The 14,983-nt window shown below is 72.7% G+C and carries 15 protein-coding genes; 11 read left to right on the top strand and 4 right to left on the bottom strand.

The window, feature by feature from the left end:
• Nucleotides 1-65: 65 nt before the first annotated feature.
• Together aroB and OG948_RS30510 are read left to right on the top strand one after the other, a co-directional pair.
• A complete protein-coding gene (gene aroB / locus OG948_RS30515; RefSeq protein ID WP_406299526.1) occupies nt 66-1,256 on the top strand; it encodes a 3-dehydroquinate synthase in 1,191 nt (396 codons plus the stop codon).
• Nucleotides 1,249-2,142 (top strand): carbohydrate kinase family protein, encoded by an 894-nt coding sequence (locus tag OG948_RS30510; RefSeq protein ID WP_395865845.1) that lies wholly within the window; start codon nt 1,249-1,251, stop codon nt 2,140-2,142. Before aroB ends, OG948_RS30510 begins: the two co-directional genes overlap by 8 nt.
• On the opposite strand, the gene OG948_RS30505 is transcribed toward OG948_RS30510, so the two are convergent.
• The 3 genes from OG948_RS30505 to OG948_RS30495 form a co-directional block, all read right to left on the bottom strand.
• Nucleotides 2,108-3,283: a sugar phosphate nucleotidyltransferase gene (locus tag OG948_RS30505; RefSeq protein WP_406299525.1), complete on the bottom strand. Its 1,176-nt coding sequence runs from the start codon at nt 3,281-3,283 to the stop codon at nt 2,108-2,110. The two genes, OG948_RS30510 and OG948_RS30505, sit on opposite strands and share 35 nt — an antisense overlap.
• The gene (locus tag OG948_RS30500) at nt 3,280-4,335 is read right to left on the bottom strand and encodes a sugar phosphate isomerase/epimerase family protein (protein WP_406299524.1); all 1,056 of its coding nucleotides are present in this window, start codon (nt 4,333-4,335) and stop codon (nt 3,280-3,282) included. Before OG948_RS30500 ends, OG948_RS30505 begins: the two co-directional genes overlap by 4 nt.
• A 158-nt stretch (nt 4,336-4,493) precedes the next feature.
• Nucleotides 4,494-5,417 carry a BadF/BadG/BcrA/BcrD ATPase family protein gene (locus OG948_RS30495; RefSeq protein WP_406299523.1) on the bottom strand — a complete coding sequence of 308 codons (924 nt, stop codon included), beginning with the start codon at nt 5,415-5,417 and terminating at the stop codon, nt 4,494-4,496.
• 133 nt (nt 5,418-5,550) lie between these two features.
• Here OG948_RS30495 and OG948_RS30490 point away from each other — a divergent pair, with 133 nt between their 5' ends.
• The 6 genes from OG948_RS30490 (at nt 5,551) to OG948_RS30465 (ending at nt 12,179) form a co-directional block, all read left to right on the top strand.
• Nucleotides 5,551-6,906 carry an MFS transporter gene (locus OG948_RS30490; RefSeq protein WP_406299522.1) on the top strand — a complete coding sequence of 452 codons (1,356 nt, stop codon included), beginning with the start codon at nt 5,551-5,553 and terminating at the stop codon, nt 6,904-6,906.
• Nucleotides 6,903-7,910 carry an SDR family oxidoreductase gene (locus OG948_RS30485; RefSeq protein WP_406299521.1) on the top strand — a complete coding sequence of 336 codons (1,008 nt, stop codon included), beginning with the start codon at nt 6,903-6,905 and terminating at the stop codon, nt 7,908-7,910. The genes OG948_RS30490 and OG948_RS30485 overlap by 4 nt, the downstream gene beginning before the upstream one ends.
• Nucleotides 7,910-9,346, top strand: coding sequence for a trehalose-6-phosphate synthase (locus tag OG948_RS30480; RefSeq protein ID WP_406299520.1), 1,437 nt, complete (start codon nt 7,910-7,912; stop codon nt 9,344-9,346). The genes OG948_RS30485 and OG948_RS30480 overlap by 1 nt, the downstream gene beginning before the upstream one ends.
• Nucleotides 9,339-10,727 carry an aspartate aminotransferase family protein gene (locus OG948_RS30475; RefSeq protein WP_406299519.1) on the top strand — a complete coding sequence of 463 codons (1,389 nt, stop codon included), beginning with the start codon at nt 9,339-9,341 and terminating at the stop codon, nt 10,725-10,727. The genes OG948_RS30480 and OG948_RS30475 overlap by 8 nt, the downstream gene beginning before the upstream one ends.
• A 71-nt stretch (nt 10,728-10,798) precedes the next feature.
• Nucleotides 10,799-11,704 (top strand): alcohol dehydrogenase catalytic domain-containing protein, encoded by a 906-nt coding sequence (locus tag OG948_RS30470; RefSeq protein WP_406299518.1) that lies wholly within the window; start codon nt 10,799-10,801, stop codon nt 11,702-11,704.
• 64 nt (nt 11,705-11,768) lie between these two features.
• Nucleotides 11,769-12,179 carry a PPOX class F420-dependent oxidoreductase gene (locus OG948_RS30465; protein WP_406299517.1) on the top strand — a complete coding sequence of 137 codons (411 nt, stop codon included), beginning with the start codon at nt 11,769-11,771 and terminating at the stop codon, nt 12,177-12,179.
• Nucleotides 12,180-12,215: 36 nt separating this feature from the next.
• On the opposite strand, the gene OG948_RS30460 is transcribed toward OG948_RS30465, so the two are convergent.
• The gene (locus OG948_RS30460; protein WP_406299516.1) at nt 12,216-12,797 is read right to left on the bottom strand and encodes a histidine phosphatase family protein; all 582 of its coding nucleotides are present in this window, start codon (nt 12,795-12,797) and stop codon (nt 12,216-12,218) included.
• Between the two features lie 344 nt (nt 12,798-13,141).
• Here OG948_RS30460 and OG948_RS30455 point away from each other — a divergent pair, with 344 nt between their 5' ends.
• The 3 genes from OG948_RS30455 (at nt 13,142) to OG948_RS30445 (ending at nt 14,940) form a co-directional block, all read left to right on the top strand.
• Nucleotides 13,142-13,354, top strand: coding sequence for a CbtB-domain containing protein (locus tag OG948_RS30455; protein ID WP_406299515.1), 213 nt, complete (start codon nt 13,142-13,144; stop codon nt 13,352-13,354).
• 94 nt (nt 13,355-13,448) lie between these two features.
• Nucleotides 13,449-14,201 carry a CbtA family protein gene (locus tag OG948_RS30450; protein WP_406299514.1) on the top strand — a complete coding sequence of 251 codons (753 nt, stop codon included), beginning with the start codon at nt 13,449-13,451 and terminating at the stop codon, nt 14,199-14,201.
• A 244-nt stretch (nt 14,202-14,445) separates the two neighbouring features.
• Nucleotides 14,446-14,940: a hypothetical protein gene (locus OG948_RS30445; protein WP_406299513.1), complete on the top strand. Its 495-nt coding sequence runs from the start codon at nt 14,446-14,448 to the stop codon at nt 14,938-14,940.
• Nucleotides 14,941-14,983: the final 43 nt, after the last annotated feature.

Below are 14,983 nucleotides of genomic sequence, written 5' to 3'. Positions count from 1 at the left end.
TTATTTCGGCAGCGAATATCCGGATTGTCTGCGACGTCTTCGTTGAGCCACCGGGGTGTGAATATATGACCGAATACGTCCGAGTGTCCGAACAGCTCGCGCTGCCACGCGGCCCGGTCGACCCGATCATGGCGTCCGCCCGGCGGCTCGACACGTATCCGGTGCATGTCTGCCTCGACGAGGACACCGCGCTCGCCCGGCTGTGCGCCGAGATCGACGGCCGGCGGGTCGCACTGATCACCGACGACACCGTGTTCGCGCTGCACGCGCGCCGGCTGGCCGAACTCCTGGGCGCCGCCGGACTGGACGTGGTCGGCACGTCGTTCCCGGCCGGCGAGAGCAGCAAGAACCTGCGCACCGCGAGCACGCTGCTGGACTGGTTGGCCGGCACCTCGCTCGCGCGCCGCGACATCCTGCTCGCGGTCGGCGGCGGTGTGGTGATGGACACGGTCGGATGGGTGGCCAGCGCGTACATGCGCGGCCTGCCGTACATCAACGTGCCCACGACGCTGCTCGCGCACGTGGACGCCGCGCTCGGCGGCAAGGTCGCCATCGACCATCCCTCCGCGAAGAACCTGATCGGGGCCTTCTACCAGCCCAGGGCGGTGGTCTCGAACGTCGGCTACCTGAGCACCCAGGACGGTCGCGGGCTGCGTGCCGGACTCGCCGAGGCGATCAAGACCGGGATCATCGCCTCCCCTGAGCTGTTCGAGCTGATCGAGCGCCGCCACGAGGCCATCCTGGCCACCGAACCGGTGCCCACCGCCGCCCTCGTGCACGCCTCCAGTGTGCTCAAGTGCCGGTTGATCGCCCGCGATCCGTACGAGCGGGACCTGCGTCGGCCACTGAACTTCGGGCACACCATCGGACACGCGGTGGAGACCGTGACCGGTTACGGGCCGGTGCTGCACGGCGAGGCGGTCGCGTTCGGCATGGCCTGCGCGGCCCGGATCGCCGAACGGCGCGGGCTGCTCGACCCGGCCCTGTGCGCGCGGGTGACCGGCCTGCTCGATCGGGTCCGACTGCCCACCACACTGGCCGCGTTGCCCGCCCGGCTGGATCCCGCCGGCACCGTCGAGGCGCTCGGTCAGATCCGCAAGATCCGGGACGGCCGGCTGCGGTTCGTGTTGCCCACCGCGCTCGGCGAAACGGTGATCACCGACGACGTGAGCGACAAGGAGATCCACGCCGCGCTCGTGGTCTCGCCCGCCGCCGAGGTCAGCTACGCGCACACCCGCGGAGGCGGCGATGGCTGAACTGGATGTGTTCGTGGTCGGCGGCGTGGGCGTGGACATCATCGTCCGTGTTCCCGAACTTCCCTTGCCGATACACGACTTCAAGGTTCCACCGATCCGGCAGTACGTCGCGCACACGGGCAACGGGGTGGCCCTGGGCTGTCGGGCGCTGGGCCTGCGCACACACTTCGCGGCCGTACTCGGCGCCGACCCGGAGGCGGACTTCGTCCTGGACCACTACGCGAAGCAGGGCCTGTCCTTCGCACACGTCACCGACGCCCACGGCACCCCGCGCAGCGTCAACCTGGTCGGCCCGGACGGCGAACGGCTGTCCCTGCACGACGGCCGGCTGCCGGCGGACCTGGTCGTCGACCCCGACCTGTATCGCCCGGCGATCGCCCGCACCCGGCACGCGCACGTGTCGATCGGCGGCTGGTCCCGCCCCGCGCTGGCCGAGGCGATCGAGGCGGGCGTGTCCACCTCGACCGACCTGCACGGCTGGGACGGGAAGGACCCCTCCCGGGCCGACTTCGCGTACGGCGCCGACCTGGTGTTCACCTCCACGCACCGGCTCGGCGACCGGGTCGAGGAGGCCGCGCGGGACGTGCTCTCCCGGGGGCGGGCCAAGGTCGTGGTCGCGATGGCGGGTGGTCGCGGCAGCTACCTGGCCCTGCCCGACCTGCCGCTGCGGCACGTACCGGCGCTGGCGATGCGGGCCGACGAGGTGGTGGACACCAATGGGGCCGGGGACAGCTACGTCTCCGGGTTCCTGTACGCCTACCTCGCCGGCCGCGACTGGGCCGGCTGCGCCGCCGCCGGCACCCACGCCGGTGCGCACGCGGTCCGGACCGCCGGGACCCACACGTCGTTCATCACGGCGGAGGCGTTGGATCGTGCGCTCTCCTGACCGGATCGGGAGGCGAGTCGGGGTGGGGTGGGCCCACCCGGGTAGGGCCGGCGTCGGTCGCACGGGCGGCACCGTTCGGCGTCACGATCCCGGTCGGGGTGACGATCGTTTCCCGGACCGTACTCCCGGCGGTGACCACGGCGCCCGGCAACAGCACCGAGCGCAGTACCGTCGCGCCCGGCTCGATCCGGCAGCCGGCGTGCACGACGCTGCGCTCGACGCGCGCTCCCGGTGGGATCTCGGCTCCCAGCAGACTCCCGTCGACGTACCTGGGAAACCCGTCCGGCAGACCGGCCAACGTGCGCGGGAGCGCGTGGGAGGCGATCGGGTGCGGGTGGTCGAGCAGTCGCAACTGCTCGGTGCGGTACCGGTCGACCGTGCCGATGTCGGCCCAGTAGTCCGGCACCTGGTACGCCGTCACCCGCCGGCCGCCGGCGATCATCGCGGGCAGTACGTCGCGACTGATGTCGTGTTGCCAGCCGTCCTCGCCGAGCGCGGCCAGGTCCGCCAGCACCGCGCGCAACGCGTCGATGCGGAACACGCAGAACGCGGTGAACACCAGGTCCGAGGTGGGCCGTTCGGGCTTCTCGACCAGCGCTCGCACACGGAGCTCGGGATCCGCCTCGACCATGCCGAACAGGTGCACATAGCGGCGTTCGATCCGCTGTACGCCGATCGTGCAGTCGGCGCCCGAGGCCCGGTGTGCGGCGACCATCGGCGCGTAGTCGAACACGTAGACGTGGTCCGCGTGTTGGATCAGAAGATCGGTCGCGCCCGGGGCGAAGAGATACTCCGCGTTGGCGAGCAGCGCGTCGGCGGTGCCGCGCTCGGCCGGACGCTCGGGCAGTACGGCGCCCGGTCCGCTCCGCGCCAACGCGTCGTGTGGGCCGAAGTGCATCCGGGTGCCCGGGTGTTCGTCCCAGTGTGCGACCAGATGCCGGACCAGGTCGGATTCCCGGTGCTGGGAGAGCAGGACCAGTTCGGGCAGGCCGGATCGGACCGCGTTGGCCACGCTGAAGTCGACCAGCCGGCCGGACGCGGCGTACGGCACCAGTGGTTTGCACAGGTCGGCGGTGAGCGGGCCCATCCGCTCGCCCAGGCCGCCCGCGAGCAGCGCGCCGCGTACTCCCTCGAGCGTCACCAGGTCCGCCCCGGGGCGACACCCGTGGGTACCAGGGTGCGCAGTCGCGCGAGCGAGGTCGTGATGCCCTGCTCCGTGGGCAGTAGGGCGTCCTCGTGTTCCACGTAGATCACTCCCCGGTAGTCGTCGTCGAGCAGGGCGGCCACGATGGCCGGCCAGGGCAGGTCGCCGGCGCCGAGCGCGCGGAAGCGGATCGCCGGTCCCGGGCCGTAGCGCGACCAACCGGCGCCGCGCGGTGCTTCGGCGCCGGACCAGCGTTGCAGGTCCTTCGCGTGCACGGCCGCGAGCCGGTCGCCCCAGCCGCGTACGGCGGCCACCGGATCATGACCGGTCGCGGCCACGTTGGCCGGATCGAGGCACAGGTGAACACCGCTCACCGCCGAGAGCAGTGCTCTCGCACTCGCCGGGTCGTACGCGACCTGCTTGGGGTGCGGCTCCACCACGACCCGCACACCCAGTTCACCCGCCAGGTCCAGGATCGGCCGCGCGGCGAGCGCCCACGCGTCGACGTTGTCCTGCCAACTCACGTCGCTGCCGGACCAGGACAACCAGCGGGCCAGGTCGGGCACCCCCAGCATCAGCCGCACCTGCGACGCACCCACCCCGGCCGCGAGCCGCACCGTGTCCAGCGCGGCGCGCAGCCCGTAGTCCCGCTTGGCCTCGGCCGTCCCGACGAACACCGGGTCGGTGTGCGGCCCGTGCGGCCCCAACAACAACTGGGTGTCCCGGCTGTTGCTCACACAACCCACCTCGACCCCGACCTCCGCACACCGCGCGCGCACCTCACGATGCAGTGCGGGATCGGCCCACCGCCCGGGATCCACCAGCGCGAAGCCGCTGTCGGCGGGCAGATCCACCACGGCCACCCCCGCCTCCCGCGCCACCCGCAGCGCCCCGGCCAAGCCCACCGGCGCCAACGCGGCCAGACACAACCCGAGCCGGATCGGCGCCCCGCCGGCCGAAGGGGCCGCCGCGACCGACGCCCGCCGGCCGGCGAGCGACCCGCTCTCGCCCGCCGCCGCGACACTCCCGCGCACGGTCGCCGCCCCCACGGAGGGCTCCGTCGCGGGCCGGCCCCGGCGCTGGGGCGCGACTCCGGCGGCGGTTCCGGGGTCGATCCCCCGGGCGGTTCCCGTCACGGTTCGTGGTGCCCGCTCGTTCGGCGTCCCTGGCATCGGCGGTCCCCCTCGCTCGGCTGCGCTTCGGCAGATCAGAGATTGCGGGTGTGTGCCCAACTCTTCGGCGGCGAACCCTCGTTCGCGACCAGCGCGGCATACACCGCGTCGACCGGATCGGCGATCACGGTCGGTGGTTCGGCCGCGCCCAGCTCGACGACCATCCGTCGGCCCAACTCGGCGGCGTACGGCGGACATCCACGGAAGACGCCGCCGTTGAGCACGGCCCGCCACGTTCCGCTCAGTCCGGCCGCGTCCCGGGCCGCGCGTACGCCGTCGAGCAGGTCGTCCAGCGCGGCCCGGACCACCTCGCCGGCCACCGCGTCGCCCGCCTGCCAGGCCGCGCACACCTCGGGCGCGAGCGCGGCCACCCCGGCCTTGGGAAACGGCTCGGCGGCCAGCCGACGGGCCAGTTCGCGCGGACCGTGCGCCGCGAACAGCGTGGTCGGCCGCCCTCGCCCGTCCGCTCCCCGTACGGCGGCCCGCAGACCGGCCACACCGAGCGCGTACGCGCTGCCCTCGTCGCTGCCCAGGTACTCGCATCCGCCGATCACGACCGGCGGGCCCGCGTCCGGCCCGGCGGCGGCCACGCAGGCCGAGCCGGTACCCGCCACCACCACGACGCCCCGCCCGGACAGCGGCGGCGCGAGCAACAGCGGCGGTACGTCCCCCGACACCACCAGCCGTCCCACGAAGCCCTGTTCGCGCGCGATCACGGCCAACCGGTCGATCTCCCGCGGCGGGGTGTCCATGGTGATCGTCGAACTCGCGAACCAACCGACCGAGGGTCCCACGCCCAGGTCCGACGCCATCTCGGACAGCAGTCGCACGAGCGTCTCCTCGGCCGCCGCGCCGGCCGACGCGGGATTGACCGACTCCCGGGTGTACCGCGTGCCGAGCACCACGGCGGTGGTGTGCGTGCCACCGGCGTCGATCGCCCAGTACTCCACAGCCGACACAGTCGAAAGCCTCCGCAGTCGGTCGAAATCCAACGCCGCAGGTCACGCTACCGGTAGGGGATGCCGGCCGAGGGTAGTGGTTGAGCAGTACGGTGGGCGACACTCTCGGTCACTCCCGACGAACGGAGCGTCGATGCGGCACGGCGGCGGTGTGCTCGGCCTGGTGGCTCCCGCGACGAGTTGGGGGCTGTTCTGGGGCGGTTGGGCCGCGTTGATCCCGACGCTCAAGGACGAACTGGCTCTGGACGACCGGCAACTGGGCCTGGCGCTGTTCGCGGTCCCGGTCGCGGCGGTGCCCACGATGCTGCTCACCGGCCCGCTCGCGCGCCGACTCGGGCCGCGCACGCTGCCGCTGGTGACCGCCGCGTTCGCGCTCGGCACGCTCGCCGTGGCCGGCGCCGGCTCCCGGTGGACGTTCTCGGCCGCGCTGCTGGTGATCGGCGCGACCAGCGGCGCGATCGAGGTGGCGCTGAACGCCACCACGGCCGCTCGTGAGGCGCTCACCGGCGAACGGCTGTTCAACAAGGTCCAGGCGGCCACTCCGCTGGCCATGGTGCTCGCCGCGCCGGCGGTCGGCCTCGCGCTGCATCTGGGCGCGTCCGCGCGGGCGATCCTGGTGGCCATCGCCGTCCTGGTCGCGCTCAGCGCGGTCCTGGCCATCGACGGCCGCCGGTGGCAGGAACGGGAGCCCGACCCGGCCGGCACCACCGGTGCCGGGCGCGCGCACGGCCGCCTGTTGACCGCCCTGCTCGTGGTCGGCGCGGTCGGCGGCATCGTGCTGCTGATGGAGAACACCGTCGAACAGTGGGGCGCGATCCACCTGACGGACGACCTCGGCGCCGGTTCCTTCGTCGCCGCGTGTGGCCCGGCCGTGTACATGGCGGGCCTGTCCGCCGGCCGGATACTCGCCCAGTGGCGCGGCGAGCGGGTCGGCGAGCGCACCCTGGTGCTCGTCGGCGGCGCACTCGGCGGCCTCGGCCTCGCACTCGCGGCGGCGGCCTGGTCCACCGCGTCCACGCTGGCCGGATTCGCGCTCGCGGGTGTCGGCCTCGCCCCGATCGTCCCCACGCTGCTCGCCGCGACCGGGCGCGCGGTCGGCCCGGAGCGGCGCCCGCAGGCGATCTCGCTGGTCACCACGGTGTCCTACGCCGGGTTCCTGGGCGCACCGCCGCTGGTCGGCACGCTGGCCGGCCGGCTGGGTCTGGGCACCGTCCTTGGCATCGTCGCGCTGTGCGGGGTAATGGTGGTGGCGGGAAGTGGGTCGCTCCGGCTGTTGCCGGCGGAGCACCCGGACGAACCCGGCACGGATCGACCGGACCGGCCGGACCGGCCGGACCACGAAGCCGGCACACCGAGCGACAGGCGGGGCGAGCGGGGCGACCCGCGCCCGTCCGGCGGACCGGGTGAGCCGACTCCGCCGAATCATACGAACCATCGGAATCACCCGAACCACCCGAACCACCCGAACGAGAAGGGGGTTTCCCGATGACCCGGGTCCTGGTGTTCGGATCGGGGTACATAGCCGGCCACGTCGGCACCCGGTTGACCCGACTCGGCCACGGGGTCGTGCTCGGCTCGCGCCGCCGGCCGCACACCCCGGAGACCCGGGGGTTGCGCTGGCTCCCGGTGGACGTGGCCGATCCGCACCAGGTGCGCACCGTCGTCGACGCGGTCCGCCCCGACGCGGTGGTGGCCGCGCACGGGCCCTCGGACATCACGTGGTGCGAGGCGGACCCGGCGGGAGCGACCGCCGTGCACGCGGCCGGCGCCCGGCACGTGGTGGCCGCGCTGGCCGGCCGCACCGCGCGGACCGTGCTGATCTCCACCGACAACGTATTCCCCGGGCACGCGGACAGCTCCACCGAATCCGACGCCACCGCGCCCGCCAATGCCTACGGGCGGGCGAAGTCGGCCGCCGAGGACGCCTACCTGGCCGGCGGCGACGCGCTCGTGTTGCGGGTCAGCCTGGTGTACGGGTGGGATCGGGCCGGTCTGCGGCCCAACTTCTTCACCACGTGCGCCGAACGCCTCGGTGTGGGCGCGCCGGTCGCGGTCCCGGACGAGCACTGGAACACACCCGTACTGATCGACGACGTCGCGGCGTGGACCACCGCGCTGCTCGACTCGCCGCACACCGGCGTCGTGCACCTGGGCGGGCCGCGTCGGCTCTCCCGCGTGCAGTGGGCCAGGCACATCGCGCTCGGCTACGGCGTCGACCCCGAGTTGGTGACCGCCGTACCGCAGGGGGACACCGCGTACGCGTGCCGTCCGCGCAACGCCTGCCTGCACAGCGAGCGCGCCGCGCACCTGCCCGAACTGCGCGGCCTGGACCCGGTCGACGTGTACACGGCCGACGCCGCGCTGATCGCGGCGCCGACGGCGCACCACCCGTCGATCCCACGCGCCGCCCCGACCGCCCCCGACACCCCAGCCGCCTTCGACGCTTCAGCCGTCTTCGACGCTTCAGCCGTCTTCGGAAGGGACCAGTCCTGATGGATCGTCATCTGTTCCTGGCCAGCAAGCGCGCCGCCGTCAGCTTCGCCCCGGATCCGGAGCACGGCCGGCTGCGGCCGTGGCTCGCGCCGGGTGGTACCGGAAACGTGGTCGCCGAGCAGGCGGGTGTGCTCGACGTGACCTGGATCGCCAGCGCGGACACCGACGACGATCATCAGGCGGCCCGGGAGAGCCCGAACGGCCTGGAGCTTCGCCTTCGTTCGGGGCGCGACATCCGGGTCCGACTGCTCCGGCACGACCGTGAGACGTTCGAGGTGGTGCAGAACTTCCTCACCGCGCAGTTGATGTGGGCCGCGAACAACTACGGCTGGGACAAGTGGACGACGCCCACGTTCGGTCCCGAGACCTACACCGCGCTGGACCGGTTCGCCGAGTTCACCGAGGACTTCGCCGGTGCGCTGCTCGCCGACTCGGCCGACGTCGCGGACCCGGTGTACCTGGTGCACGACTATCAACTCGTGGGCGTGCCGGCCCGGTTGCGCGCGGTGCGGGCGAGCGCGCCGATCCTGCTGTTCGTGCACATCCCCTGGCCCTCGCCCGACTACTGGCGGATCCTGCCCAAGGCGATGCGGGTCGGCATTCTGGAGGGCATGCTGCCCGCGACCACCATCGGCTTCTTCGCGGAGCGCTGGTGCCGCAACTTCCTGGACTGCGTGGCGGACCTGATACCGGACGCCGAAGTGGACCGGAACGCGGGCGTGGTGCACTGGCGCGGCCGACGCACGGGGGTACGCACGATGCCGCTCGGCTACAGCCCGCTCGCCCTGGAGGCGGACCACCCACGCCTCCCGCCGGGCATCGCGGAGTGGGCGGGCGACGCGGCACTGGTCGTGCACAGCGGCCGGACCGACCCGATGAAGAACGCCGAACGCGCGGTGCGGGCCTTCGTGGCGGCCCATCGCGCCGAGCCCGCGGTGCGCTCGTCCAGGTTGCTGGTCCGGATGAATCCCAATCGGCTCTACGTCGAGGCGAACGCCGAGTACGTGCGCCGCGTGGAGTACGCGATCGCCGAGGCGAACGCCGAACTGGGTCCGGACACCGTGCGGTTGCACTGCGACAACGAGGTCGAGCACACCATCGGGTGCTTCCGCCGGGCCGACGTGCTGGTGTTCAACTCGACGGTGGACGGCCAGAACCTGAGCACCTTCGAAGCACCGCTCGTCAACGAGCGGGACGCGGACGTGATCCTGTCCGAGATGTGCGGCGCGGCCGAGATCCTGGCCCCGGTCTGCCGCACCGTCAATCCGTTCGACCTGGTCGAGCAGGCCGAGGCGTTGATCGCCGCGTTGACCGCGCCCGCCGCCGATCGCAAGGCGGCGGCCGAGCGGCGACGCCGGGTGGCCGAGCCGTGGACGCTGGAGGCGTGGGTGCGCACCCAGTTGGAATGGCTCGACGCGGACCACCGCGATGGCTGAGTCGGTCGACGAGCGGGCGGCCGGAGCCGCCCAGGTCGCGCAATACCAGTTGGGCGACGCGGTGTTGGTGCGCGGCGAGGGCATACGTTCGTGGGACTCCACCGGCCGCGAGTACCTGGACTGCGTATCGGGGACGTTCAACCTGGTGCTTGGGCACAACCATCCCGAGGTGATGGCGGCCGTACGCGAACAGACCGAGGAACTGGTCTTCGCCGCCTCGTCGTTCCGCACCGAGCCGACCGACCGGGTGATGCGCGACCTGGTCGGGATGGCGCCGGCCAACCTGACCCGGGTGAACCTGCGCAGCAGCGGCGGATCGACCGCGAACGAGGGTGCGATCAAGATCGCCCAACACCACACCGGCCGACGCGATGTGATCGTGCCGTTCCGGGGCCACGTCGGGCAGACCATCGCGGCCACCGCGTACAACGGCAGCAGTCGGATGCGCGCGCCGTTCCCGGCGCACGCCGCGGGAGCCGTGCACGTGCCGGACGCGTACTGCTTCCGCTGCTTCTACCGCCAGACCCCGGACACCTGCGGAATGTTGTGCGTGGCGCGGATCGAGGACTTCATCACCTACGCGAGTTCCGGCAGCGTCGCGTGTGTGCTGATCGAGCCGATCAGCGGGATGGGCGGCAACATCGTGCCGCCGCCCGGGTACTTCCAGGCGCTGCGGGCGCTGTGCGACGAGCACGGGATCATCCTGGTCTTCGACGAGATCCAGACCGCGTTCGGCCGCACCGGGGAGATGTTCGCGGCGGACCACTTCGGTGTCGCCCCGCACATGATGACCGTCTCCAAGGGCCTGACCGGCAGCGGCCTGCCGCTCGCGGCGATCCTGACCGAGGAGCGGATGGCCGACTGGGATCGCTCGCTGCACGGATTCACCTACGGCGGCCACACGCTGGCCGCCGCGGCCGCGGTCAAGACCTTGGAGATCGTCCGCCGACCCGGGTTCCTGGCCAACGTCCGCCGGGTGGGCGCGATCCTGAGCCGACGGCTACGGGGTCTCCAGCGCGAGCATCCGGTGCTCGGCGACGTGCGCGGGCCGGGGTTGATGCTGGGTGTCGAACTGGTCCGCCCGAACGGCGCGAAGGCACCGGAGTTGGCCCAGGCGTTCCAGCGCCACCTGCACGCGCGAGGCATCCTCACCCGTGTGTCCGAGCACGGCCTGGGCAACGTCATCGAGTTGCGCCCGCCGCTGATCCTGACCCCGGCCGACGCCCATCTGATCGCGGACCGGTTCGGCGAGGCGCTGGAGATGTTGCGTGCCCGCACGGCCCGGGCCGGCTCGCCGGTCCCGGCCGCGCCCGGCCTGCCGCACCGGGCGGCCGAGGTCGCGCCGGCCACCTCCATCGGCGGTTCGGATTCGCCGCGATGAGGGTCGAGTTGGGTCCGGACGGTCCATTGTTGCGACTCGGCCGCCCGGACCCACCGCGCGGGGAGCACGGGGTGCGCATTCGGGTGGAGCTGGCGGGCCTGTGCCGCTCGGACCTCAAGGAGGTGGCCCGCGAGCGCTACGGACCCAGCCAATTCGGCCACGAACTCGTCGGTGTCGTCGCCGAATCCACCCTGCCGAACGACCTTCCCGCCGGCCTGCGGGTGACCCTGGACCCCAACGTGCGCCTCGCCCGCACCACCGGCTTCGCGACCGAGATGTACGCCGCCGGCCCGGCCGACCGGCTGTGCGCCGCTCTGCCCCGGGTGCCGGACGAACTCACGGCCCGGCAGGCGGTGTTCGCCGAGCCACTCGCGTGTGCCGAGCACTGTGTGAGCGCGCTGACCCGGCACCTGGGCGGATCGCCGGCCGGTCGGGCCGTCGTCGTATTCGGCGCCGGGGCGGCCGGTCTGCTCATCGCCCGCCTCGCCGAACTCGCCGGGGCCGAGGTCACGTTGGTCAACCGCAGCGCGGACCGCGCCGAGTTCCTGCGCAGCCGCGGCTTCGACGTCCGCCCGTTGGCCGCGCTGCCGGCCGCGGCGTTCGACGTCGCGGTGATCGCGACCAGCTTCGTCCGCCCGGACATCCTGACCGAGGCCCTGCGCGTCCTCGTCCCCACCGGCCTGGCCCTGCTCTACGGTGGCACCGCCCCCGGCGACGAACTCCCGGGCCTGCCCGTCGACCTGGACCACGTCCGCCGATCCGAACACGCCGTCCACACCACCTGGTCCGGCCGGCCGGTCACGATCGCCGGCAGCTACGGCACCACCTCCACCGACTTCACCGCCGCCCTCGGCACCCTCCCGAAGCTCCCCCTGGAACACCTGATCACCAACGAGATCACCCTCCCCCGACTCCCCAGAACCCTCCACGCCCAACTCACCGGCCGCCCCCTCGGCAAGACCCTGATCCACCCGTGAACTCCCCGCCCGGCGGCACGATTCGCCGATCCGGTCGGTGTGTGGGCGGGTTAGGATCGCGATCATGACGATTACTCTGGGCGATGCCGCGCGTGCGCTTCTCGACGCGGCGTATCCGGCCGTGCTGGCGACGGTGAATGTCGACGGCGGGCCGCAGACCTCGGTGGTGTGGGTCGGGCGCGATGGGAACGACGTGTTGATCTCGTCGGAGGCGGGGCGGCTCAAGGAGCGGAATCTGCGCCGTGAACCGCGGGCCAGTGTGACCGTCTACGATCCCGCCGACCCGGACGTCTACCTGGAGATACGCGGTACCACGACGGTCACCGAGGACGTCGGGCGTCGGGTCGCGGTCGCGTTGGCCGAGAAGTACGAGGGGCCCGGCGCGGGCGACGAATACGTGGCGCTGCCGCCGGAGTCGGTCCGCGTGGTCCTTCGGATCACGCCGACCCGGCTGACCGGCAGCGCCGCGCGCTGAAGCCGCTTCGCCCGCCCGGTACCGGGCCGGCCGGTGTCACGGGCCGAGCAGGCCGAATCCGCGCAGTGCCCAACGGGTGCCGTTGTAGGTGAGGTCGACCCGGGCCAGCGGGCCGGCGTCCAGGTGGCGGAACACGCTCGCGGGCGCGCGCAGCGCGTGCACCGCGACGGCGCGCGCGAGGATCGGGTGGGTGATCGCGACCACCCGCCCGTGTCGGCCTGCTCGTTCCTGCTCCTCGAGCCAGCCGCCCGCCCGGGCGAGCACCGAGGTCAGCGATTCGCCACCGTGCGGGGCCGCGTCCGGGTCGCCGAGCCACGCGGCCACCCCCGTCGGGTCCGCGGCCAACACCTCCTCCAGCGTCCGGCCCGCCCAACTCCCGTGATCGCAGTCGCGCAGGGCCGGCTCGACCAGCGCGTGCGCCAAGCCGATCGCCGCCGCGGTGTCCGCGCAGCGCAACTCCGGCCCGCGCACCGCACGCGGCGGCTTCCCGCCGACGATCGGCGCCAACCGCTCCGCCGCCGCCCGACCGTGCGCGGTGGGCGGCTCGTCCAGCGGGAAGGCCGCCCGCCCGGTCGCGGCCGTGGCGGCATGGCACAGCAGGGTTACTCGCGTACTCAACGACGTGCCCTTCCGATCGCGGGTCAGACCCGCCCAACACCCCACCCGACGCGGCCCGCCCGACTCGACCCAACCGGTCCGCCGACGCCCGGTCGGCCCGGTTCGCCCGGTTCAAGACTTGCACAAGGATTTCAGCAGAGGGCTCGCACCCGTTGACCCGGTCGGCGGGCGACCCCTAGATTCCCATCGACCTCGCGTCGCGACGAGGAAGCCGGTGAGACTCCGGCACGGGCGCGCCACTGTGATCGAGCCGCCGACCCGCGCGAGCGGGACCCGGCGGCCGTGAGTCAGACCCTCCCGCGACGCACCCCGCATCCGGGCGCGTTGCCCCGAAGGAGGACTCCGTGGCTCAGGCTGCCGTTCCCCGTCCCGCCGTCACACCGATCACCATTCCGGTCAAGGCGATCGTGCCCTGGGCCGTATTCGCCGGGGCGTTCCTGCTGTTTCTGATCTACTTCGTAGCCTCCGAGCAGGGCGCGGTCGCGCTCTTCTCCGGATCGGGTGTGCACGAGTTCGTGCACGACGGGCGCCACCTTCTCGGCTTCCCCTGCCACTGACCCGCGGCGCGGTCCCACCGCGCCGCGCGTACGGAACAGGTAGCAGCGACCCGTCGACGACGGCGGGTCGCCACACAGGAGGTCGACATCACGCATGGTGCGAAATCTGTTGATCCGCGGCATGCTCACCGGCGTGCTCGCCGGGGTTCTGGCGTGGGTGTTCGCGTGGGTCTTCGGTGAGCCGGAGGTCCGCAACGCGATCGCGTTCGAGGAACACGAATCGAGCGCGCACGGTGACCATCCGGAGGAGGAGATCGTCAGTCGGGGCGTACAGAGCACGATCGGCATGCTGACCGGCGTGGGGGTGTACGGGATCGCGATCGGCGGCCTGTTCGCGCTCGTGTTCGCCTTCGCGTACGGCAGGATCGGCCCGTTCCGACCGCGTGCGACGGCCGGACTGCTGGCGCTGCTCGGCTTCGTGACGGTGATCGTGGTGCCGTTCCTGAAGTACCCGGCGAACCCGCCGGCGGTCGGCGACCCGGACACCATCGGGCGGCGCACCGCGCTGTACTTCGGGATGCTCGCGCTGTCCGTGTTGTTCGCGGCGGCCTCGGTACTGCTCGCTCGGCGCCTGATCCCGCGTTTGGGCGTCTGGAACGCCGTGCCGCTCGCGATCGCGGCCTTCGTGGTCGCGGCCGGAGTGGCGATGTGGGCGATGCCCACGGTGAACGAGATCCCGGCCGAGTTCTCGGCCACCGTGGTGTGGCGCTTCCGGGTGGCCTCGCTCGGCATCCACACCGTCATCTGGACCACGTTCGGCCTGGTCTTCGGGCTGTTGGCGGAACGCGTACTCTTCCCCGTTGCCGATCCGCGACCCGACTCCCGGGTCCCGGCCGCCGCCGGTTGACCGGGTCGGCCCCTTTGTGTCGTGGCCGGCAACCCTCACCGGCCATGACACCCACGCCGGCCGGGCCGTGCACGGCCCGGCCGGCGCCAGGGCGCATCTTCGGTCCCCCGTCGGGCCCCACGACGGGGGACCGAAGGCACACCCTGGACCGACGACACGTTCGAGTGGCATCGGGCGACCCGATAGGGTCGGCTCCCCGGATTCCCACCACGCGGCGTCGGCCGCCTCCGTAGGCTGCGAGACCATGCGCAAGATCGTCGTCGTCGGGATCGGCGGAGCCGGCCGGACCGGGTGGGCCGACGCGCTCGGCACCCGACTCGGGCTCCCCGTCACGCACTTGGACACCCTGTATCACCGCGAGGACCGATCGGCCCAGCCGGCCGAGGAGTTCGCCGACGCACAACGCACGCTGATCGCGGGCCCCGATTGGATCCTGGTCGGAAACCACGCCCCGACGCTGGCTCTTCGCCTGACCGCCGCGGACACCGTCGTGTTCCTGGACATCAGCGCGCCGGCCGCGATCACCGACCTGTTCGCCCGCCGCCGACACCCCGGACCCGGCGACCTCGACGGCGCGAATCCGAGCGTATTGCGCTCGGTCCTGGCCTACCGCCACGCGGTCCGCCCCCGACTGCGCCGCCTGATCACCGAACACACCGGCTCCGGAACGTCGGTACACACCTTCACCACCCACGGCGCCGCGAACCGCTGGCTGACCACACTCCCGGCGGTGCCCTGACTCGGCCCCGCGCGGCGACAGCTGAAGGCGCATACCGCCGAGG

It is taken from the genome of Embleya sp. NBC_00888, assembly GCF_045207655.1.
Taxonomy (GTDB): Bacteria; Actinomycetota; Actinomycetes; order Streptomycetales; family Streptomycetaceae; genus Embleya.
The sequence above is the reverse complement of the archived record's forward strand: the minus strand, read 5'-3'. Positions and strand labels throughout refer to the sequence as shown.